Source organism: Streptomyces sp. NPDC050856, from assembly GCF_040653855.1.
Taxonomy (GTDB): domain Bacteria; phylum Actinomycetota; class Actinomycetes; order Streptomycetales; family Streptomycetaceae; genus Streptomyces.
This window is the reverse complement of record NZ_JBFAGV010000002.1, coordinates 38,774-60,866: the sequence shown is the minus strand read 5'-3', so window position 1 is coordinate 60,866 and position 22,093 is coordinate 38,774. Positions and strand designations below refer to the sequence as shown.

At 74.6% G+C, this 22,093-nt stretch carries 12 protein-coding genes and 1 pseudogene; 5 read left to right on the top strand and 8 right to left on the bottom strand.

Translation table 11 applies throughout. From position 1 onward, the window contains the following. The 4 genes and pseudogenes from AB0H53_RS02165 to AB0H53_RS02150 all read right to left on the bottom strand — a co-directional run. Nucleotides 1–312: pseudogene (locus AB0H53_RS02165) on the bottom strand (hypothetical protein); the annotation flags it as partial. 403 nt (nt 313–715) lie between these two features. Beyond that, nucleotides 716–1,822: a peptide chain release factor 2 gene (prfB, locus tag AB0H53_RS02160; protein WP_362105791.1), complete on the bottom strand. Its 1,107-nt coding sequence runs from the start codon at nt 1,820–1,822 to the stop codon at nt 716–718. Between the two features lie 82 nt (nt 1,823–1,904). Continuing rightward, nucleotides 1,905–3,167: a serine/threonine-protein kinase gene (locus AB0H53_RS02155; protein WP_362105788.1), complete on the bottom strand. Its 1,263-nt coding sequence runs from the start codon at nt 3,165–3,167 to the stop codon at nt 1,905–1,907. Between the two features lie 107 nt (nt 3,168–3,274). Continuing rightward, on the bottom strand, nt 3,275–4,999 hold the full coding sequence (locus AB0H53_RS02150) for a protein kinase (protein ID WP_362105785.1): 1,725 nt from the start codon (nt 4,997–4,999) through the stop codon (nt 3,275–3,277). A gap of 446 nt (nt 5,000–5,445) precedes the next feature. Between AB0H53_RS02150 and AB0H53_RS02145 the strand changes: the two genes are divergently transcribed. The 5 genes from AB0H53_RS02145 to AB0H53_RS02125 all read left to right on the top strand — a co-directional run bounded on the left by AB0H53_RS02145 (nt 5,446) and on the right by AB0H53_RS02125 (nt 14,968). Continuing rightward, nucleotides 5,446–8,871 carry an FHA domain-containing protein gene (locus AB0H53_RS02145; protein WP_362105782.1) on the top strand — a complete coding sequence of 1,142 codons (3,426 nt, stop codon included), beginning with the start codon at nt 5,446–5,448 and terminating at the stop codon, nt 8,869–8,871. A gap of 124 nt (nt 8,872–8,995) precedes the next feature. Next, nucleotides 8,996–10,408, top strand: a complete 1,413-nt coding sequence (locus AB0H53_RS02140; protein ID WP_362105779.1) for an extracellular solute-binding protein — start codon at nt 8,996–8,998, stop codon at nt 10,406–10,408. A 4-nt stretch (nt 10,409–10,412) separates the two neighbouring features. Beyond that, entirely contained in the window at nt 10,413–11,750 is a 1,338-nt protein-coding gene (locus tag AB0H53_RS02135; RefSeq protein ID WP_362105776.1) for a sugar ABC transporter permease, read from the top strand. Then, nucleotides 11,747–12,622: a carbohydrate ABC transporter permease gene (locus tag AB0H53_RS02130; protein WP_362105773.1), complete on the top strand. Its 876-nt coding sequence runs from the start codon at nt 11,747–11,749 to the stop codon at nt 12,620–12,622. Before AB0H53_RS02135 ends, AB0H53_RS02130 begins: the two co-directional genes overlap by 4 nt. A gap of 81 nt (nt 12,623–12,703) precedes the next feature. After that, nucleotides 12,704–14,968 carry a bifunctional glycosyltransferase family 2 protein/CDP-glycerol:glycerophosphate glycerophosphotransferase gene (locus AB0H53_RS02125; protein ID WP_362105771.1) on the top strand — a complete coding sequence of 755 codons (2,265 nt, stop codon included), beginning with the start codon at nt 12,704–12,706 and terminating at the stop codon, nt 14,966–14,968. Between the two features lie 157 nt (nt 14,969–15,125). Here the strand turns inward: AB0H53_RS02125 and AB0H53_RS02120 are convergent, their stop codons facing one another. From AB0H53_RS02120 to AB0H53_RS02105, 4 genes are read right to left on the bottom strand one after another with little or no spacing between them, the layout of a single operon-like run. Continuing rightward, nucleotides 15,126–16,781 carry a glycosyltransferase family 2 protein gene (locus AB0H53_RS02120; protein ID WP_362105768.1) on the bottom strand — a complete coding sequence of 552 codons (1,656 nt, stop codon included), beginning with the start codon at nt 16,779–16,781 and terminating at the stop codon, nt 15,126–15,128. Further along, nucleotides 16,778–19,036, bottom strand: a complete 2,259-nt coding sequence (locus AB0H53_RS02115; RefSeq protein ID WP_362105765.1) for a CDP-glycerol glycerophosphotransferase family protein — start codon at nt 19,034–19,036, stop codon at nt 16,778–16,780. The genes AB0H53_RS02120 and AB0H53_RS02115 overlap by 4 nt, the downstream gene beginning before the upstream one ends. A gap of 52 nt (nt 19,037–19,088) precedes the next feature. Beyond that, nucleotides 19,089–20,618, bottom strand: a complete 1,530-nt coding sequence (locus tag AB0H53_RS02110) for a methyltransferase domain-containing protein (protein ID WP_362105762.1) — start codon at nt 20,616–20,618, stop codon at nt 19,089–19,091. Between the two features lie 54 nt (nt 20,619–20,672). Next, nucleotides 20,673–21,893, bottom strand: a complete 1,221-nt coding sequence (locus AB0H53_RS02105) for a glycosyltransferase family 39 protein (RefSeq protein WP_362105759.1) — start codon at nt 21,891–21,893, stop codon at nt 20,673–20,675. Nucleotides 21,894–22,093 lie beyond the last annotated feature (200 nt).

Sequence of the window (22,093 nt, the reverse complement as noted above, 5' to 3'; positions counted from 1 at the left end):
GTCACCGCCGCCGGAGGCCGAGGAGCCCCCGATCACCGCGGAACCGCCGATCCCGGCGGTGCCGCCCTGGTCATCGCCGGTGCTGCCGTTGCCGCCCGTGGTGGTGGAGCCACCGCTGGTGGTCGGGCCGCCGTCCACACCGCCCGGGTCACCCACACCCAGGCCGGCGTCCAGGGAGACCACGTCGGTCTCGGCGTGGACGTCGATGATCCCGGTGGCCGAAGCGGCGCCCGCGGCGGTCAGGGACGCACCGGCCGCGATCACCGCGCCGGCTGCGATCCGCGCTACGCGGACCCGCGTCTTCTTGGTCATCTGCCTGCTACCCCCAGTAGCTGTCGCGTAAGTGGAGCAGCGCCAGGGGCCGCGGACACTGGGGGCTGTCGTACTGGCTCCCCCGATCACACCCGCCCCAGTCATGCGCATGCCGCGCGTCAGCTTTCCCACTTTTCATATCAGCGTCAAGGCGGTTGCGCGCCAAATGCCCGGAATGATGAACTCTGCCCGACCTGCAACGATGCAACTGTGACGTAAAAGCCGAACTCCCGCGCCAGATCTGCTGGTTGCCTTGTCGACAAAGCGAGCTGCAAGCCTCCTCGTCGCTTGCGGAAGCGAATCGCACTCCGTACAGCACAGAGCGCCGGACCCGCGGTCACAGCGGGTCCGGCGCTCAGGGCAAGAAGGGGAAGGGGAAGGGGCGGCGGGAGCCGCGCGGAAGTTACTTCTCCTGCTGCTTCCGCCAGCGGATGCCCGCCTCCAGGAACCCGTCGATCTCGCCGTCCAGGACCGCCTGCGGGTTGCCCACCTCGAAATCCGTGCGCAGGTCCTTGACCATCTGGTACGGGTGCAGGACGTACGAACGCATCTGATTGCCCCAGGAGTTGCCGCCGTCGCCCTTGAGGGCGTCCATCTTGGCCTGCTCCTCCTGGCGGCGGCGCTCCAGCAGCTTGGCCTGGAGGACGTTCATCGCGCTCGCCTTGTTCTGGATCTGCGAGCGCTCGTTCTGGCAGGAGACCACGATGCCGGTGGGGATGTGCGTCAGCCGCACCGCGGAGTCGGTCGTGTTGACGCCCTGGCCACCGGGGCCCGAGGCGCGGTAGACGTCCACGCGCAGCTCGGACTCGTCGATCTCGATGTGGTCGGTCTTCTCGACGACCGGGAGCACCTCGACGCCCGCGAAGGACGTCTGGCGGCGGCCCTGGTTGTCGAAGGGGGAGATACGGACCAGCCGGTGCGTGCCCTGCTCGACGGAGAGCGTGCCGTAGGCGTACGGCGCCTTGACGACGAAGGTGGTCGACTTGATGCCGGCCTCTTCGGCGTACGACGTCTCGTAGACCTCCGTGCCGTACCCGTGCCGCTCGGCCCAGCGCAGGTACATGCGCTGGAGCTGCTCGGCGAAGTCGGCGGCGTCGACGCCGCCCGCCTCGGCACGGATGTTGACGAGGGCCTCGCGCTCGTCGTACTCGCCGGACAGGAGCGTGCGGACCTCCATCTCGTCCAGCGCCTTGCGGACCGACTCCAGCTCCGACTGGGCCTCGGCGAGGGTGTCGGCGTCGTCCTCGCTCTCGGCCAGCTCGAACATGATCGCCACGTCGTCGATCCGGCTCCGCAGCGCCTCGGCCTTGCGGACCTCGGCCTGGAGGTGCGAAAGCTTGCTCGTGATCTTCTGCGCCGCCTCCGGGTCGTCCCACAGGGACGGGGCCGCGGCCTGCTCCTCGAGCACGGCGATGTCTGCCCTCATCTTCTCGAGGTCCAGGACGGCCTCGATCGACCCCATGGTCGAGGAGAGGGACTTCAGCTCTTCGGATACATCGACGACTGCCACGACACCAGCGTAACGGCTGGCCGCGACAGCCCGGCCCCCAGGCGCCCGCCGGACCCCGGGGCGGGGCCCCGGCGGGGCGGGTCTAGGGGCCCGTCGGGGCGGACTGCTTGGAGTCCTGGGGCGGTGGCGCGGGGCCGTCGCCGCTGGTGGCGAGGTATCCGCCGACCCCGGCCGCGGCCACCAGGGCGACGGCGGCCAGGCCGAGGGCGAACCGGCGCTTGCGGACCGCCGCGGTCCTGTTGCGGGCGGAGCCGGGGCGGCGCGCCCCGGCCGGGCGGGGGGCCCGGGCGGTGCCCAGCGGCCCGCCGGAGAGCTCGTCGGGGGCCGGCACGCGCATCGAGGTGTGCGTGTCCCGGTTGGAGTCGGTGGAGGCACCCGGCACCAGGGGGACGGCCGCCCTGCGGGGGGCGTCCGGGACGGTGGGGTACGGATCGTCCTCGTACGGCTCGGCCGACGGCTCGGTGTCCGGCTCGTCCACGTCCAGCGGTGGCATGCCCGCCACGAGCGGCAGCACCTCGCGCAGCCGGGCGGCCAGCTCCGAGGCGCGCAGGCGGGAGGCGGGGGCCTTGGCCAGGCACTGGACGATCAGCCGCCACAGCTCGTCCGGGATGCCCGGGAGCGGCACGACGCGCTCGGTGACGTGCCGGCGCAGCACGGCCCCGGGGTGGCCGCCGCCGAACGGGGTGAAGCCGGCCAGCAGCTCGTACAGGACGGTGGCCAGGGCGTAGATGTCGACGGCGGCGCGCGGCGGCAGGCCCTCCACGATCTCCGGGGCCAGGTAGTCCGGCGTGCCGATGATGCCGCGGCTGGAGGGGCCACCCGCCGGGCGCGGTGTCCGGGTGCGGCCGGGCGTGTCGATCAGCTTGGCGACGCCGAAGTCGGTGAGCAGCGCGGGATGGGCGCCGCCCGGGCCGAGCGGGCCCTCCATGTCGAGCAGGATGTTCTCCGGTTTGACGTCCCGGTGGACGATCCCGGCGGCGTGCGCGGCGGCCAGGCCCTCGGCGACGTCCGCGACGATCGAGACGGCCGCCTCGGGGGCGAGCCGGCGCTCCCGGTCGAGCCTGGTGCGCAGGTCGGTGCCGCGGACCAGGTCCATCACGAGCGCGAGGTCGTTGCCGTCGACGACCAGGTCGCGGACGCTGACCACGCGCGGGTGGTCCAGCCCGAGCAGGGCGGTGCGCTCCTGGACGAAGCGCCCGACCAGTTCCTGGTCCGAGGCGAGGTCCTCGCGCAGCAGCTTGACGGCGACGGGCCCCTCGGGCCCCTCGCCCAGCCACACCGTGCCGGCGCTGCCCCGCCCGAGGATCTGGTGGGCCGTGTACCGGCTGCCGATATTCCGTGCCAAGACTGCTCCCTCAGCGGCTGGCTTTCCCGACCAAGTTACGCGGGCGCGGACGCCGCTATTCACCTCCGGGGGGAAATCATCCCCCGGAAGTCGACAAATCTGCAGGGTTACTGCGCCGGGGTGCCGGAGCTCCCGCCCAGCTTCGAGATCCAGTCGCTGACCGTCGCCACGGCGTCACCAATGGCCTCCCAGTAGCTCTTGCCCTGGGCGACCCAGTCCTGGAGCGGAGTCAGCTCCCAGATCAGCCAGCCCGCGACGAAGAGCAGGACGATCGTGAACAGACAGCCCTTGAGGCAGCCCAGGCCCGGGATCCGCATCGGGTTGGCGCTGCGCTGCCGGGGCGGACGCGGCTCACGCGGCGGGCGCGGGGCCGGCTGCCGGGGCTGCTGCTGCCGGGGCTGCGGCGGCGGCTGCGGCTGGTGGTGCTGCGGCGCGTAACCCTGCCGCGGGGGCTGCGCGTACTGCTGCGGCGGGGGCGGGGGCGGGGGCGGCGCGTAGCGCTGGTGCTGCGGCGGGCGCTGCTGGGGCTGCGCGTACTGCTGCTGCGGCGGCTGCGCGGGCTGCTGGGGACGGCGCTGCGGGCGGCGGCGCAGCGGGTCCTGGCTCGGGTCGAGGTACTGGATCTGCGTCTGCTCGTTGCGGTCCCTGGCCGCGCGCAGCTGGTTCTGCCAGGGGTGCGGCTCCTCCGGCTGCGGCGGTCCGTCCGGGCGCGAGGGCATGAGCGCGGTCTGGTCGGCGTCCCCGCTCCGGCCACCGGGGCCGCCGGGGCCGCTGGTGGGCAGCACGGCGGTCGGATCGGCCGCGCCCGGGGCGCCGGTGGGCAGCACGCTGGTCGCGGCGCCGGCGTCGTACTGGCCCGCGCCGGCGGGCAGGACCTGGGTGGGGTCGGCCGCGCCCGGGGTGTCGGGGACGGGGGCCGGGGCGGGGTCGGGCGCCAGCAGCGCGCCGACGCCGTCGGCCGCCTCGATCTGGGCCGGTGTGGCGTGCACACCGATGCCGGCGGCGACGGTCCGCAGGGCGCGGGCGAGGTTCTCGGCGCTGGGGCGCCGGTCGGGGTCCTTGCTCAGGCAGCGCTCGATGACCGTCCACAGCGGGCCGGGAACCGTCGAGGGGCGGCGCGGCTCCTCGCTCAGGTGGCGGTGGAGGACCTCCAGGGCGGTGGCGCCCGCGAACGGGGGCCGGCCGGTGACCAGCTCGTACAGCAGGATGCCGGCGCCGTAGATGTCCACGGCGGAGGTCTGCGGGCGGCCCTCGGCGGACTCCGGCGCGACGTACGCGGGCGTGCCGACGAACTCGTGGGTCCGGGTCAGGCCCGGGGAGTCGGCGAGGCGCGCGATGCCGAAGTCGGTGAGCATCGGGTGCATCCGGCCGTCGCGCTCGGCGAGCAGCACATTGGCCGGCTTCAGGTCGCGGTGGACGACGCCGTCGGCGTGGCTGGCGGCGAGCGCGTCGGCGATCTGGGCGGTCAGCAGCGCGGCGGCGACCGGGGTGAGGGGGCCGTTCTCGCGCAGGTAGCGGTGCAGGTCGGGGCCGTCGACCAGGTCCATGACCAGGGCCAGCAGATCACCCTCCACGACCAGGTCGCGGGTCCGCACGATGTTGGGGTGGGTCAGGCGGAGGAGGACGGAGCGCTCCCGCAGGAACCGCATCACCACGTCCGCGTCGTTCGCGAGCTCCTCCTTGAGGACCTTGATCGCGACGGTCTCGCCGGGCTGGCCCGGCACGGCCGCCTCGGCGCCCGCTGTCTCGCGCTGGCGGGCTCGCCAGACGGTGCCCGTGGCGCCGCGCCCCAGCGGCTCCTCGAGCAGGTACTTGCTGCCTACCGGCCGCACGTCATGCGCTCCCTGCGATCGTGGTCCTTGCTCGGCCCGGGCCTCCCTGGAGGGTCCGCCCGGGGTTCCGACCCACTGTAAGGCCGCCGGGCGGCCTACCGGTGGGTCGTCGTCCACCGGGCACCGGCCGAGGGTGAAGACGTGCGCGGGGCGCCGGAGGTTGCCGGGCCGGCACATCCGGGGGGATCACACATGATCCCCATACCTGGCCAAGCAGGCGTTTTCCTGACCGTGTCCGATCGTTCAAGATCGTTTGGGGGTGGGTCGCGGGCGGGTTGTCAGTCGCGGGTGCGAGGATGCCTCCAGCACGGCTCACCGTGGGCGGAAGCCTCACGGTCCGTGCCGACCTGAACCGGACGACGCGTCCGTGCCGGGTGGGGGGAGAGCACCGGATCGCCGGGCCACTCCTCCGCCGGCGCGCCGCGCAGAAGGGACCGCTGACGGCGATGCAGATCCGGCTGACCGTCCTCGCGGCGCCGCTCGGCGGGCAGACCGCGCGGCGCGCCTGCGACGTGCTCGTCACCGCCCCGGCGGGGACCGCGCTGGCCGCCGTTGCCTCCGGGCTGGCCGCCGCCGTGTCCGGTCCCGACACCTCGGGCGCGGTCGTGCTGTACGCGGGCCGGGAGCGGCTGGACGCCCAGCGCCGCACCCTGGGCGAGCCACCGCTGGTGGACGGCGCGGTGCTCTCGCTGCACGTGCCGGCCGAGGAGCACGCCGCCGCCGACGGGGTGTCGGCACGGCTGCACGTGGTGGCCGGGCCGGACGCGGGCGGCGTCCACCTGCTGCACGGCGGGCAGATCCGGATCGGCCGTTCGGCCGACGCCGACGTCCCGCTGGACGACCCCGACGTCTCCCGGCTGCACTGCGCGGTGACCGTCTCCGAGGACGGCCGGGTCACGGTCGCCGACCTGGGCTCGACCAACGGCACCACCCTGGACGGCGAGGAGGTCGGCCCCCGCCCGGTGCGGCTCGCCCCGGGCGCATTGCTCCGGCTGGGTGAGTCGTCGCTCCGGCTGACGCCGGGCGCGCCCGGGGCGGACGGCGCACCGCTGCCGGTCACCCCGGACGGCGAGGGCCACCTGCGGGTGCGCCACGCCGGAGCGGCGCCGGACGCGACGGCCCCCGGCACCGGGCCGGCCGGACCGTACGGCGCCACGGGCCCGGCCCCCCTCCCGGCTTCCGGGCCCGGTTCCGGCGGGGCCGCCGGCGTACCGCCCCGGGGCGGTCACCGCGCGGACCCGGCGGCCGGGCGCGATCCGCGCCCGGGGTACGGCTCCGGCGGCCCGGCCGCCGCCGGGGGCGCCCCGCCCCGGGGCACCGGCGCGACCGTGCCCCACCAGGCCGCCCCGCAGCCGGGCGACCCGCTCCCCTCCACCACCCGGCCCGGCCACCACGCCCCCGGCGCCGCCGCTCCCGGTTCCGCCCCGCTGCCCGGGCGGCCGCTCTCCGGCGAAGGCCCGTTCGCCGGTGGCCCGCTGCCGGGCGCCCCGCTGCCCGGCGCGGTCCAGCCCGGCCACGCCGCTCCCGGCGGTCCCGCCGGCGCGTCCGGCGCCCCGGCTTCCGACGGCACCGCCCAGGGCGCCGGCCCCGCCCACCGCACGCCCGCACGCGGCACCCAGATGCCCGACGAACCTCCCCGCAGGCGCGGCATAGGCGCCTGGGCGCGGCGGCTGGCCGGGAGCGCCCGCACCGCCGACGGCACGGCACCCGGAGACCCGTACGGCACCGGATCGCCCACCGCCCCGGCCGGTGACCCGCGCGGGCCGCTCGCCGAGACCTGGCCCGATCCGTCCGCCGTGCTGCTCACTGTCCTCGGCCCCGGGCCCCGGCTGTGGGAGCGCGGTCCCGGGCACCCCGAGGCGCTGGCGGTACGGCTCGGCACGACCGACCGGGCCGACCTGCCCGCCGTGCCGGTCACGGTCGGCCTGCGCGAGGCCGGGTCGCTCGGGCTCGCCGGGCCGCGCGCCCGGCTGGCCGGGCTGGCCCGTTCGGTCGTGGCGCAGCTCGCCGCCCTGCACCCGCCCACCGACCTGGAGATCGTGCTGATCAGCGCCGACCGGGCCCGGCCGCTGGAGGACCGCAGGCGCGAGTGGGGCTGGCTCGGCTGGCTGCCGCACCTGCGCCCGGCGCACGGCCAGGACTGCCGGCTGCTCCTCGCCTACGACCGCGACCAGGCCACCGCGCGGACCGCCGAGCTCACCCGCCGCCTGGACGACGGGCCGCTGGGGCCCGACTGGGCGAGCGCCGACCGCAGGGCCGTCACCGAGGCCGCGGCCGCGTTCGACCCGGCGGCCGGCGGCACGTACACGGTCATGATCGTCGACGGCGACCCGGGTTCGGCGGCGCTGCGCGAGACCACGGCCCGGCTCGCCGCGACGGGCGCGGCGGCCGGTGTCCACCTGATCTGCCTGGCGGAGACCCCGGCCGCCTCGCCCCTCTCGCCGGTCGCCGCGACCTACGAGACCGCGTGCGCCGCGTCGTTGCCCTTCCGCGAGTGCGGCGCGGCCGCGCTGCTGTCCGGCGACGTGGCGACCGCGCTGCGCCTGATGCGCACGGCCGGGGGGCAGCCGGTGGGCCACGGCACCGTGGGCACCGTGGACGCGGTCTCCGGTGCCTGGGCCGAGCGGTTCGCGCGCGCCCTGGCGCCGCTGCGCGCCGAGGGCGGTGCCCCGCGTGGGCGGGGCGGCGGCGCCATGGCGCTGCCCGCGTCCGCCCGTCTGCTGGACGAACTGGGCCTGGCCCGGGCCACGCCCGCCTCCCTGCTGGCGCGGTGGGCCTCCGCGCCCGACGGCACGGCCGTACTGGGCGCGGGCCCGCGCGGCCCGCTCTGTGTGGACCTGACCGCCGAGGGGCCGCATCTGCTGGTCGAGGGACCGGCGGGCAGCGGGCGTACCGAACTGCTGCGCGCCGTCGCGGCCTCGCTGGCCGCCGCCTCCCGCCCGGACCGGCTCGGGCTGCTGCTGGTCGACGGCGCCGGTGGCGAGCGCGGTGACGGCCTGGCGCCCTGTGCCGAGCTGCCCCACGCCATCGAGCACCTGGTCGCCTCGGACCCGGTGCGGATGCGGACGTTCGCGCAGGCCCTCGGGGCGGAGCTGAAGCGGCGCGCCGAGCTGCTGGGCGGCCAGGAGTTCACCGAGTGGCACGCCCGGCGCGAGGTGGCCGACCGGCTGGTGGGCCAGCGCCGCCCGGGCGGCACGGATCAGCGTCCCCCGGCTCCGGCCGACCCCCGCGTACCCGCCCCCGCCGCCCCTCCGGCCGGGCACGCCCCCGACACGCCGTCCAGCACCACGCTCCGGCTGCGCCCCGCCGCCGCCCGGTCCGACGTCCCGCCCCCGCTGCCCCGTCTGGTGATCCTCGTCGACGACTACGACGCCCTCGTGTCGCCCGCCCTGGGCAGCCCCGGGCGGCCCGCGGCCGGTTCGGTGGTACGGGCGCTGGAGGCCGTGGCGCGCGACGGTCACCGGCTCGGGGTGCACCTGGTGGCGACCTCCGCCCGCCCGGACCGCACGGCCGACACGGAGCTGGCCCGGGGGGCGCGGCTGCGCGTCGTGCTGGACGCCCCGCCCGGTTCGCCGGGGCCGGACGACCCGGCGCCCGGGCGCGGCCGGCTGGGCCACCCGGACGGCCGGGTGACACCGTTCCAGGGGGGCCGGGTGACCGGGCGCATCCCGCGTACCGCCACCCAGCGGCCCACCGTGGTGCCGCTGGAGTGGGAGCGGATGGGTGATCCGCCGGCCCGCCGCCCGGTGCGTGAACTGGGCAACGGGCCGACCGACCTGGCGCTGCTGGCCAGCGCGCTGGAGCGGGCCGCCCGGTCGGTGGACGCCGCCCCGGTCGGGCCGCTGACCGCCGTACAGCCCCAGGCGCACTGACGTGACGTCACGACCCCATCACGATCGGCGACTTGACACGGAAGGCGGTATTGCGGGCCTCGGGCACCGGGCGTAGACCTGTCGGACGGGACGAGCACGCGCACGGAGTAGAGACGGGGCAGTGATGCGCACAACTCGCACGACTCGCACAGCTCGCACGGGCCGCACAGCACTTCGTACCCGCAGGGCCGCGCTGGCCGCCGCGGCGGCCGGCGCCCTGGCGCTCGCCGGCTGCGGTGACGGCGACGGCGGCGCCGGGGAGCCGGCCGGCAGCGGCGGCACCCAGCCGACGAGCGGTGCCGAGACCGTCCGGCTGCCCAGGCTGGACGGCCAGAAGCTCCAGGTGGTGGCGGTGTGGACCGGTCCCGAACAGCAGGCGTTCAGCAAGGTCCTGGACGAGTTCGAGAGGCGCACCGGGGCGGAGGTCTCCTACATCCCCACGCAGGACGCGATGCTCAACTACATCGGTACGAAGATCGCCGGGGGCGCCCCGCCGGACGTGGCGATGCTCCAGCAGGTCGGCGCGCTGCACCAGGCCGTCGAGCGCGAGTGGGCCCGGCCGGCCGGCGCCGCGACCAAGGACCAGCTGGCGAAGAACTACGCCAAGGGCTGGCGGGACCTCGGCGCCGTGGACGGCACCCAGTACGGCGTGTACTTCAAGGCCGCCAACAAGTCGCTGGTCTGGTACAACACCGCCGTGTTCGAGAACGCGGGCGTCTCCGCGTCGGACACGCCGAGGACGTGGAAGGAGTTCCTGGCCACCGCCGAGACGATCTCCGCGTCGGGTGTCACCCCCGTCTCGGTCGGCGGCGCGGACGGCTGGACGCTCACCGACTGGTTCGAGAACGTCTACCTCTCCCAGGCCGGCCCCCGGAAGTACGACCAGCTCGCCAAGCACGAGATCAAGTGGACCGACCCGTCCGTGAAGCGGGCGCTCACCACGCTGGCCGAGCTGTTCGGCAAACCGGACCTGATCGCCGGCGGCGCGGCCGGCGCGCTCCAGACGGAGTTCCCCGCGTCCGTCACCCAGACGTTCACCGGGGGTGACCAGCCCAAGGCCGCCATGGTGTTCGAGGGCGACTTCGTCTCGATCAACATCGGTCAGACCGAGGCCAAGGTCGGTACGGACGCCAAGGTGTTCCCCTTCCCGGCGGCCGGCGCCCAGGCCCCCGTGGTGACCGGCGGCGATGTGGCGGTGGCCCTCACCGACAAGCCGGCCGCCCAGGCGCTGCTCACCTTCCTCGCCTCCCCCGACGCGGCCCGCGTGTGGGCCGCTCAGGGCGGGTTCATCTCCCCCAACAAGTCGCTGGACCCGGCCGCCTACCCCAATGACGTCCAGCGCGACATCGCCAAGGCGCTGATCGCGGCGGGCGACGAGTTCCGCTTCGACATGTCGGACCAGATGCCGCAGTCGTTCGGCGGAACGCCCGGCAAGGGCGAGTGGAAGGCGCTCCAGGACTTCCTGAAGAACCCGAAGGACGTCGCGGGCACCCAGCAGCGGCTGGAGGCCGACGCGGCCAAGGCGTTCAAGGACTGACGCCGTGACAGCGGCCGTCCCGGCGGGGGGCACGCCTCCCCCGGCCCAGCGCAGGAGCGTCACCGGCACCCGCAAGCTCGTCGCAGCCCTGTTCCTGCTGCCCGCGCTGCTGCTGCTCGGCGCGCTCGTGGTCTACCCGATCGGGTACTCCGTCCACCGCTCCTTCTTCGACCAGTCCGGCGAGGGGTTCGCCGGATTCGGCAACTACGTCGAGATCTTCACCGACGACACCATCCTCACCGCCGTCAAGAACAACATGGTGTGGGTCGTCCTGGCGCCGACCGTCGCCACCGCCCTCGGCCTGATCTTCGCGGTGCTCACCGAACGGGTCCGCTGGGGCACCGCCTTCAAGCTGATCGTCTTCATGCCGATGGCGATCTCGATGCTGGCCGCCGGGATCATCTTCCGGCTGGTGTACGAGCAGGACCCCGACCGCGGTGTCGCCAACGCCGTCTGGGTGGGCGTGCACGACACCTTCGCCGGGTCGGCCGGTTACCCGGGCGCCCGGCCGCTGGCCGCGCACCCGCTGCGCGCGGCGGGCGGCGGGGCGTTCGTCACCAAGGAGCCGGTGCGCGCGGGCACGCCGGTCCGGTTGCCGCTGGTCGGCGTCGCGGCCCCGAGGATGCCGGACGACGCCCGGCCCGCCGCGGTCCCGCCGGCGGGCGGCAAGGAGGTCACCGGCACCGCCTGGCTGGACTTCGCCAAGGGCGGCGGTGGCCGGCTCAACGCCGTCGACGCCCGGGAGCTGGGCCTGGAGGGGCTCACGATCGAGGCGGTCAGGGACGGCGCGGTCGTCGCCACCGCCACGGCCGCCGCCGACGGCACCTTCACGCTCCCCCCGGAGGCGGACGGTGCCCGGCTGCGCCTGCCGGGGGAGAACTTCCGCGAACCGTACAACGGCGTCGACTGGCTCGGCCCGTCCCTGGTCACCCCGGCCGTCATCGGCAGTTACGTATGGATGTGGGCCGGGTTCGCGATGGTGCTCATCGCGGCCGGTCTGGCGGGCCTGCCGCGCGAACTGCTCGAAGCGGCCCGGGTCGACGGCGCCAACGAGTGGCAGGTCTTCCGCCGCGTCACCGTCCCGCTCCTCGCGCCGGTCCTGGCGGTCGTCCTGGTCACCCTGATGATCAACGTACTGAAGATCTTCGACCTGGTGTTCATCATCGCGCCCGGCTCGGTGCAGGACGACGCCAACGTCCTGGCGCTCCAGCTCTACCGCTCCTCGTTCGGCACCGACGCCCACCTCGGCGTGGGCAGCGCCATCTCCGTGCTCCTGCTGCTGCTGGTGATCCCGGTGATGCTGTTCAACATCCGCCGCATCCGGAAGGAGGCCCGGCGATGAGCGGCACCGTGACCGAACCCCGGCGGTCCCTGGCCGCGCGGGCCGCCGCCCGCGCGGGCGGGGGCGCCGTGCGGGTCTTCCTCGTGCTGGTCGCGCTGTTCTGGCTGATGCCCACCGTCGGGCTGCTGCTGTCCTCGCTGCGCGATCCCGCCGACATCAACGCCAGCGGCTGGTGGACGGCCCTGACCGCCCCCGCCCAGTTGACCACCGCCAACTACGCCGCCCTGTTCGACAACGACACCATCACCCGCTCCCTGCTGTCCACCGTCCTGATCACCGTCCCGGCGACCGTCCTGGTCGTCGTGATCGGGTCGCTCGCCGGGTACGCCTTCGCGTGGCTGGAGTTCCCCGGCCGCGACTGGTGGTTCCTGGCCGTGGTCGGCCTGCTCGTCGTCCCGGTACAGATCGCCCTGGTCCCGGTGTCCGAGCTGTTCGGCGAGATCGGGGTCTTCGAGACCACCCTGGGCGTGGTGCTCTTCCACGTGGCGTTCGGCCTGCCGTTCGCGATCTTCCTGCTGCGCAACTTCTTCGCGGAGATCCCGCGTGAGCTGCTGGAGGCCGCCCGGCTCGACGGGGCAGGAGAGGTGCGGCTGTTCACCCGGGTGGTGATGCCGCTGGGCGGCCCGGCCATCGCCTCCCTGGGCATCTTCCAGTTCCTGTGGGTGTGGAACGACATGCTGATCGCCCTTATCTTCGCGGACTCCGAGTCCCCGCCCATCACGGTGGCGCTCCAGCAGCAGGTACGGCAGTTCGGCAACAACATCGACGTCCTGGCCCCCGGCGCCTTCGTCTCGATGGTGATACCGCTGGCCGTCTTCTTCGCCTTCCAGCGGCAGTTCGTCTCCGGTGTGATGGCGGGCGCCGTGAAGTGACGGGGGCGGGCGGACCGGCCGGCCGTCCCCCGGATGCCACGGCGGGCGTAACCCGGTCGGTCCATCGGAAGTTCCCGGGCCATGCCCCGGTTCTCCGTCATCGTCCCCGCGTACAAGGTCCAGGCGTATCTGCACGCGTGCCTGGAGTCGGTGCTCGCCCAGTCCTACGACGACCTGGAGCTGATCGTCGTCGACGACTGCTCGCCGGACGGCTGCGGGGCGATCATCGACGAGTTCGCGGCCGGCGACCCCCGGGTCGTCGCCGTGCACCTGCCCGAGAACACCGGCCTGGGGCCCGCGCGCAACGCCGGGCTCGCCCGGGTCACCGGTGAGTACGTGCTCTTCCTGGACGGTGACGACACCCTCGTACCGGGCTCGCTCGAGGCGATCGCGCACCGTCTCAAGGAGACCGGCTCGCCCGATCTGCTGGTGTACGACTACGCCCGCGTCTACTGGTCGGGCAGAGCGGTGCGCAACGAGTTCCGCGGCCACCTCACCGAGGCGGGCCCCGCGCCCTTCCCGCTCGCCGACCGGCCCGGGCTGCTGAAGGTCCTGATGGTGGTGTGGAACAAGGCGTACAAGCGGGAGTTCATCGAGCGCCAGGGCTTCACCTTCCCGCCGGGCTTCTACGAGGACACCCCGTGGACGTACCCGGCGCTGATGGCGGCCGGGACGATCGCCACGCTCGACCGGGTCTGCGTGCACTACCGCCAGCGCCGCACCGGTTCCATCCTGCGCACCACCAGCCGCCGCCACTTCGACCTGTTCGACCAGTACGAGCGGGTCTTCTCGTTCATCGACGCGCGGCCCGAGCTGGCGCGCTGGCGGCCGGTGCTGTTCCGGCGGATGGCCGACCACTTCACCTCGGTGTTCAGCGCGCGCGGCCGGCTCCCGCGCGGCACCCGCGCCGACTTCTTCCGCCGCGCCCGCGCCCACTACCGCCGCTACCGCACCCCGGGCGCCACCCCGAAGTTCACCACGCGCCTGCGCCACGCCCTGGTCCGGCTCGGCAGCCACCGCACCTACCGGGCCGTCACGCTGGCCCGCGCGCTGCTGCGGCGGGCCCGGCGGTACGGCTCCGCCGCGGTGCGCGCGGTGCGCGGCGCCCTGCTCCAGGCGCACTACCGCGTCCAGCTCTGCCTGCCGCTGCGGGCGGACCTCGCGGTGTTCAGCGCCTACTGGAGCCGCGGGTACGCGTGCAGTCCGGCGGCCGTGGAGGAGCGGGTGCGCGAGCTGGCCCCGCACATCCGTACCGCGTGGATCTGCGCACCGGCGTACGCCCACACCGTGCCGCCCGCCACCCGCCGGCTGCGGCCGGGCTCGGCCGCCTACTGGACGGCCCTGGCCCGGGCCACGTACCTGGTCAACAACGTGAACTTCGACCGCCGGCTGGTCAAGCGGCGGGGCCAGCTCCTGGTCCAGACCCAGCACGGCACCCCGCTCAAGCACATGGGCCTGGACCTCCAGTACCGCCCGGCCGCCGGGCGCGACATGGACTTCGCGCGACTGCTGCGCGACATCGACAAGTGGGACTACCTGGTGTCCGCCAACCGGCACTCCAGCATGGTGTGGGAGCGGGTGTACCCGGCGGCCTACCGGGTGCTGGAGTACGGCTGCCCGCGCAGCGACGTCTTCCAGCGGGCCACCGCCACCGATGTCGCGCTGCTGCGCGAGGCGCTGCGCGTCCCCGAGGGACACACCGCGCTGCTGTACGCCCCGACCCACCGGGACTACGTGCGGCCCCAGCCCCGCCTGCTCGACCTGGACCGGGTGGTACGGGCGCTCGGACCCCGGTTCGTGATCCTGTCCCGCCCCCACCCCACCCACGGCGGCGAGGGGCCGCCGCCCTGCGAGAACCCGCGCGTCATCGACGTCTCCGGCCACCCCTCGGTGGAGGAGCTGTGCCTGGCGTCGGACGCGCTGATCACCGACTACTCGTCGCTGATGTTCGACTACGCGGGACTGGACCGGCCGATCGTGCTGCACACCGCGGACTGGGAGGCGTACGAGGCGGCTCGCGGCGCCTACTTCGACGTGCGGGCCTTCCCGCCGGGCGCGGTCGCCCGCGACGAGGACGAGCTGATCGACATCTTCGTCTCCGACCACTGGCGGGGCTCGCGCTCGGCGCAGCTGCGCGCCGCGTTCCGGGCGCGCTTCTGCCCCTGTGACGACGGCCACGCGGCCGAGCGGGTGGTGCGGCACGTGTTCCTCGGCGAGGACCCGGCGGCGCTCCCGCCGGTGGTGCCGCTGGAGGAGCGCCGTCCGGCCCCGGCGGCGGGCGACGCGGGCGCGAAGGTCTTCCCGGCCGGCCGCCGGCCGCCGCACGAGACCCCGGCCGGCCGCTGACCGGGACCCGCGTCGCCGCCCGGACGGGCGTCCGCCCGGTCCGCCCGCCCCCCGCCCGCATCTGGCCGGAATCCGCCGGTGCGGCCGGCGGGCGGACTACCCTCCTCACGATCGCCTTCGGACCACGGCCCCGCGCCGCGCCCCGGCCGGCCGGGGCTCAGCCGCCGGCCAGGGCCCTGGCGACCTTGCGCACCGGGCCGCGCTGCGCCACCGGGCCGAGCAGCCGGTTCAGCAGGCCCTCGGGCAGCCAGCGCAGTTGCAGCCGGCCCGCGCCCCGGCCCTCGGGCTCCACGGTGACGCGGTGCCGTCCGGTCCTGGGGCCGGTCACCGTCACGTCGAAGGGCGGGAAGTCCAGCGGCGCCAGCAGCACGCCGGTGTTGCCGGTGCGCCCGTCGGTGACCTCCAGCACCGGGTGGCGCGCGCCCCGGAAGCCGTGCAGGGGCAGCGAGGCCGCCGCCAGGTCCAGCCGTGCCGAGCCCTCGAAGACACCGCGCCCGGCCGGGTCCATCCGCAGCCGGGTGGTCAGCCGCCGCCCGGCCGGCGAGATGTGCAGCAGCGCGGGTTGCGGGGCGAGCGGCAGGCGCAGGCCCGGGTCGTACGTCCGTACCGTCAGCTCCACGGCGGCGCCCGGGCCCCGGGACACCCGGGTGATCTCGTGCCGGAACCGGGCGGCGCCGAACGGGCAGCCCGGCAGGTCGAGTCCGGTCAGGTCCAGGGCGAGCCGGCCGGCCCGTGACCGGGGCGGCACCCCGCCCCAGTAGGCGCGCCCCCGCTCGTCGGTGACCGTCTCGCGGGGCCCCACACCGTGCCCGGCGCCCCGGGCGGCCAGCCGCGCCTCCTCGTACCGGCCCTCCCGCAGCAGACCCACGACCACCCGCTGCTCCCAGCCGAGGCGTGCCAGCGCGGCGTCCGACAGGCCCTCCAGGTAGGGCACCATCTCGGCGGCGAACTCCGCCACCCAGGAGGGCTCGCGGTAGGGCAGGTCGCCGGCGTACAGGCCCAGGTCGTGGGAGAGGAACTTGAAGTCCTTCTCCTCCCGTACCCGCGCCGGGACGTCCCGGGCGGCGAGGAACTCGTCGATGAGCCGGGCGACGGTGACCCGGTCGCGGACGTTGCCGATCAGGTGGCGCCGGTTGGAGATGGTGGCGGCCCCGGGCGCGGCGTGCGGGGCGATGTACCAGCGGTAGACCGGTTCGGTGATCACGGTGAAGGCGCGCGCCAGGGTGTACGCCTGGGCGGTGAAGAGCTGGTCCTCGTAGTGCAGGCCCTCGGGGAAGCGCAGGTCGTGCCGGTCGAGGAACTCCTTGCGGTAGAGCTTGTTGGTCGACAGCGGTTCGAACAGCAGCCGGGGCTCGTCCGCGATGCCCCGTACCGTCCGCCGTCGCCCGAACAGGTGCGCCATCCAGGTCGAGGTGGCGCCGGTGTCGGTGCGGACGCGCTCGACCGCGCCCATCACGAAATCGGCGTCGGGCTCCTCGCGCGCCGCGGCGAGCAGCAGCTCGCAGGCGCGCGGCGGCAGCTCGTCGTCGCTGTCGAGGAACATCAGCAGGGGCGCGCGGGCGATCTCGACGGCCCGGTTGCGCGGCGCGCCGCACCCGCCGCTGTTGCGCTCCAGCCGCAGCACCCGGATCCGCTCGTCGCGGGCGGCCAGGGCCGCCGCCACCTCGGGGGTCGCGTCGGTGGAGTGGTCGTCGCTGATGACGATCTCGATGTCCCGGCGGGTCTGGGCCTGCACGGAGGCGACCGCGCGGGGCAGCCGCTCGGCGTCGTTGTGGACGATGACCGTGACGGTCACCTCGGGGAGCGTGGTCATCGGCGGTCGGCCTCCTCGGGGGTGGGGGCCGGGGTGCGCCGCTCCAGCGGGAGCACCGGCGGCAGGCTCTCCTCGCCCTCGCCGAGGAAGACCCGGCGCACCACCCGCTCGGCGGCGCGCCCGTCGTCGTACTCGCAGAAGCGCAGCCGGAAGTCGTGCCGCTGCTTGCGCGCGGCCTCGTCGCACCAGGTGCCGTCGGTGAGGATGCCGGTCAGCTCCTCCTGGTCGCGGGCGACCGGTCCCGGTGGCTCGGCGGTCAGGTCGAAGCAGACGCCCCGGACCCGGGTGTAGGTCTCCCAGTCGTCGGCGTGGATGAGGACGGGCCGGTCGAGGTTGGCGTAGTCGAACATGATCGACGAGTAGTCGGTGATGAGCGCGTCGGCGGCCAGGGCCAGTTCCTCGACCGGGTCGTAGCCGGTGACGTCCAGGACGCGCGGGTGGCCGGGGCCCGGCAGGGCGGTGTGGAAGTAGTGGCCGCGCACCAGCAGGACGGTGTCCTCGCCGAGCCGTTCGGCCAGGGCGGGCAGGTCGAGGCGGGGCGTCCAGCGGGCCTCGTGGTCGCGGTGGGTGGGGGCGTAGAGCAGGGCCCGCTGCCCGGGGCGGACGCCGAGCCTGGCGCGGGCGGCGCGGACGTCGGCGGCGGTGGCCCGGTAGTGGATGTCATTGCGGGGATAGCCGTAGTCGAGGGACTGGAAGCCGGAGGGGTAGGCGCGCTGCCAGGTCTCGGTGGAGTGGCTGTTGGCGGAGAGGCTGTAGTCCCAGCGGTCGACCCGCTCCAGCAGGGCGTCGAAGTTGAGGCCGCGGGCGGCGGCCGGGTGGAGCCGCTGGTCGACGCCCATGAGCTTGAGCGGGGTGCCGTGGTGGGTCTGGAGGTGGACCGTGCCGGGCCGTTTGACCACGGCGTTGGGGAAGTTGACGTTGTTGACGAGGTACTTGGCGCGGGCCAGCACCTCCCAGTAACGGGCGGTGCCGGGCACGACGTGATCGGTGCCGGGCGGCAGCAGCGGCACCCGGTCCTCCTCCACGACCCACACCTGGCGGATGTCGGGGGCGAGTTCGGTCAGCTCGGCGGCGATGGCGGCGGGGTTGCAGTGGACACCGCGCCCCCAGTACGCGGAGAGGACGGCGAGGTCCTCGTCGACGTCCCGGCGCAGGGCCCGGCGGTAGCGGTGGCGGGCGCGGGCGGCGGCGAGCCGCCGCGCGTGCGGGGCCGCGCCCGCCCGCAGGGCGCGGTGCCGGTCGTTGGCCAGGCGCAGCAGCCGGTAGCAGAGGTAGGCGTTGTGGCCGAGGAGTGTGTGGCGCACGCCGTCCAGGCCGCCGGGCCCCCGGTGCCCCTCGGGCCGGAGGACGGCGGCGTGCCGGGCGGCGTGCCGGAAGAACTCGCTGATCAGGGCGGGCGGCAGTTCGTCGCGCCGGGCGAGGGCCGCCAGGTAGTCGCCGGTCATCCGGTCGTAGAGCCGGGCGCGCAGGGCGGTGGGGGCGCCGGCGGCCAGCTGGTGCAGCCGTTCGTACTGCCCGAAGAGCGCGAAGGTGCGTTCGGGTCCGGCGGCGCGCCGCTGGGCCGGGCGGTCCGTGCGGTGGCTGAGCGCCACGGTGTCGCAGGCGGCGATCCGCCGGGCCAGCAGCAGCACGGCGTACGCGAGGTAGAGCTGGTCGTGGCCGTCGGTCCCGATGAGTTCGGGGTGGGCCGCGACCAGGGCGGCGCTGATGAGACGGGCGCCGAGGACGGGGGCGAGGTCCAGCAGCCCGGGGCGGGCGGCGAGCGTGGTGAGGGTGCCGTGGGCGCGGCCGAGGGCGTCGGTGTCGCCGCTGGGCGCTGCCTCGTCCCACCAGGTGGCCCGGTGGTGGTCGCACAGCAGTACGTCGGCGGCGCCGTCGAGCGCCTCCAGGCGCCGTACCAGTGCGGCCGCCGCGCCGGCCGGCAGCAGGTCGGTGCCGGGGCACAGGAACTGCAGGTGGGTCCCGGTGGCGGCGCGGGCCCCGGCGGCCCGGGCGGCCGCCTCGGGGGTGCCGGGCGGTACGGGTACGACGGTGACGCGCGGGTCGCGCACCTCGTGGATCCGGGCGAGCGCCCGGGCGGGGGCGTCACCGGGGCCCCGGCCGCGGTCCGCGGCGCGGCCGGCGGGGTCTTCGGCGCCGTCCACGACGATGACGACGTCCAGGTCGGGGACGTCCTGGCCGGTGACGCTGTCCAGGCAGGCGCGCAGCCGGCTGTGCGGGGCGCTGCCGGACACGATGACGCTGAGTGTGGGCATGGCGGCGGGCGGTCCTTGGGGAGAGGGGGCGGGCGGCCGGGTGGCGTCGGGTTCAGACACCCACGCGGTCGGTGGACCGGTCGGTGGGGACGAACTGGCGGTTGAGGATGTCCTGGACGTCGATGTGCTCCCCGGCGACGATCGTGCGCGCCGCGTGCGGGGTGAGCATGGCGACGTACTGGTAGCCGAAGAGGGTGGGCCGGGCCCGGGTGAGCAGCTTCGACAGCCCGCCGAGCGCCCTGGCGGCGGGGCCGCCGCCCAACACCGACCAGAAGGGCGCCCCGGTGGCGCGGATGGACAGCACGTCGTAGCCGGCGGAGCGGACGGTGCGGCGCAGGCTGGCCCGGCTGAAGAAGCGCAGGTGCGTCTCGTCGAGGATGCCGCGCCGGTCGTAGTCGAAGATGCCCAGGGCGACGCGCAGCCGGGAGTACCAGTGTCCGAAGTTCGGTACGGACAGCAGCACGTGCCCGTCGGGGCGCAGCACCCCGCGGGCCTCGGCCAGCAGGGACTCGGGCCGGGACAGGTGCTCGATGACGTCCGCGGCGACGACGTAGTCGTAGTCGTCCCCGACGCCCTCGGGCAGGCCGTCCTCCAGGTCGGCCAGGAGGAACCCGCCGGAGCAGCGGTCGCGCACGCCCTCCACCTCGACGCAGTCGATGCCGGTGACCTGGTGGCCGAGGGCTTCTAGGCGCTCGGCGAACAGGCCGCCCGAGCAGCCGACGTCCAGCACCCGGCCGGGCGGCAGGTCGCGCATCCGGTCCAGGATGACGGCGTGCGAGGAGCCGTCGCCCTCCTTGAAGGCGTACTCGACGGGCTTGGGGATCCAGCCGCAGGTGCCGAATCCCTTCTTGGCCAGCCGGTACTCCAGGACGTCCTTGACCACGTCCTTGGCGTAGCGCATGCCGTTGACGTAGCAGATCTCGTCCCCGTAGTAGGTGGGGATGGGGATCTCCCGGATGCGCAGGCCGGCGTCGACGAGCTGGACGATGATCTGGGTGTCGAAGTCGAAGGCGTCGGTGTTGCGTTCGACGGGCAGACGGCGCAGCGCGGCCACGCTGTAGGCGCGGTAGCCGGAGTGGAACTCGGTCAGCTCCGAGCCGAGCAGCCGGTTCTCCAGGCGGGTCAGGACGCGGTTGCCGAGCCACTTGTAGACGGGCATGCCACCGCGCAGGGCGTCCTTGGGCCGCATCATGCGGGAGCCGAACACGGCGTCGCACTCGCCGCGTTCGAGCGGGGCGACCATCTCGGGCAGCAGCTCGGGGGCGTACTGCCCGTCCCCGTGCAGCAGGACGACGATGTCCAGGCCCCGCTCGGCGGCGAGCGCGTAGCCGGCCTTCTGGTTGCCGCCGTAGCCCAGGTTCTTGGTGTGCCGCATGACGACGGTGGGGGGCATGCCGTCGAGTTGGGACCAGCGGCAGCCCGCGGTGAAGGTCGCGTCGTGGCTGGCGTCGTCGAGGATGAGGATTTCGGCGATCCTCGGGCGGAAGTCCGCCGGGATCCGGTCGAGGGTCTTCTCCAGTGTCGATTCCGCGTTGTACGCCACCACCAGGATGCCGATCCTGGGGGGCTGGCCTTCCGTCACGGGCTTCTCCACTCTCGCGGGGGTCGGGGACAGGTCGGGACGTCGGTGGGCGGCTCAGTGGGTGGTGGGGGCGGTGCGGTGTCCGGCCCGCGGCCCGGCGATGCGCGGAACCGGTGGCGGGCCGTCCGCCCCGGCGCCGGCCAGGACGCGGTGGACGCCGCAGGCCACGCCCACGGCGAGCACCGCCCAGCCGAGGGCGCCGAACGCCATCTCGGTGTCGGTCCAATGGACCGGCCGCTGCCCGGAGTAGACCGAAGCGGTCACCGCGCCGACGACGACTCCGTACGAGAGCCCCGGCCACAGGCCGACGACGAACAGCCCGGCCGCGGGCCAGGCGAGGTACTGCACGCCCGAGGCGGTGCTCAGCAGCAGCAGGAGCCCGAGGGTGGTGGCGACGGCGACGGGCAGGGCGTCGGGGCGCCGCCAGGCGAGCCAGACGCCGGCGGCCATGATCGCCGCGACGATCAGGAAGTGGCCGTCGCCGCGTACCAGGGTGACGTAGTCCTCGGGCACACCGGCCCAGCGGGCGAAGCGGACGATGCCCCAGAAGCTGAAGTTGCCGCCGGCGTACTCCAGCACGTTGGCCCTGAGACCGCCGGGTACGGTGGCGATCACCGGCCCCCAGACGGCGAGGAACAGCGCGCCGAAGCCGGCCGTGAACCGCAGCAGTGACCGCCGCCCGGCGCGCCAGGCGGCGACGAAGAACAGCGGCACGACCACGACCGGGACGATCTTCACACTGACGCACAGGGCGGCGGCGAGCCCGGCGGCCAGCGGGCTCCGGCGGTCGGCGAGCAGGTAGGCCGCGGCGAACGCGAACATCACGGCGACCGAGTCGGTGTTCCCGTGGTAGCCGGAGGTGGCCACCAGGACCGGGCACAGGGCCGCGCCGATGGCGCACAGGACGGCCGTCCGCAGCCGCGCCCGGCGCCGTACGATCGCGAACACCAGCAGCACCGTGACGAAGTCGGCCAGGCAGGCGGGGAAGCGGATGAGCGGCCGCCAGGGCACGTGCTGCCGCGCGAGCCACTCCATCCCCAGCAGCATCCAGCTCGCCAGGGGCGGGTGGTTGTAGACGGGCAGCCACGGCATCGGCTCGACGTAGATGCGAATGGGGTCCGTCCGGGCGATCGCCCGGGCGAAACCCCAGAAGAACCGCACGTCGGCGGGCCCGCGGGTGGACGCCGCGAGCATCATCTTCGAGATGAACGCGACCGCCGCGACGGCGATGACGACAATTCGAGCTTTCCGCACATCCCACGACAGAGACGACATTCTGACGTTCATGGTGGACGAACGTAGCAATACCAACGGCACCAGCGAAGCACCGATTAACACACTGGAACCGGTACTTACTTCTCCATACCGGCCTTATCCCAGTAAAACGGACTTATCAAATCACCCGTACGGCTCAGGGCCGTACGTCGTGCGCGGCGTCCAACTCTCTTTCCCACCCCGCACCTTGTCCCCGTACC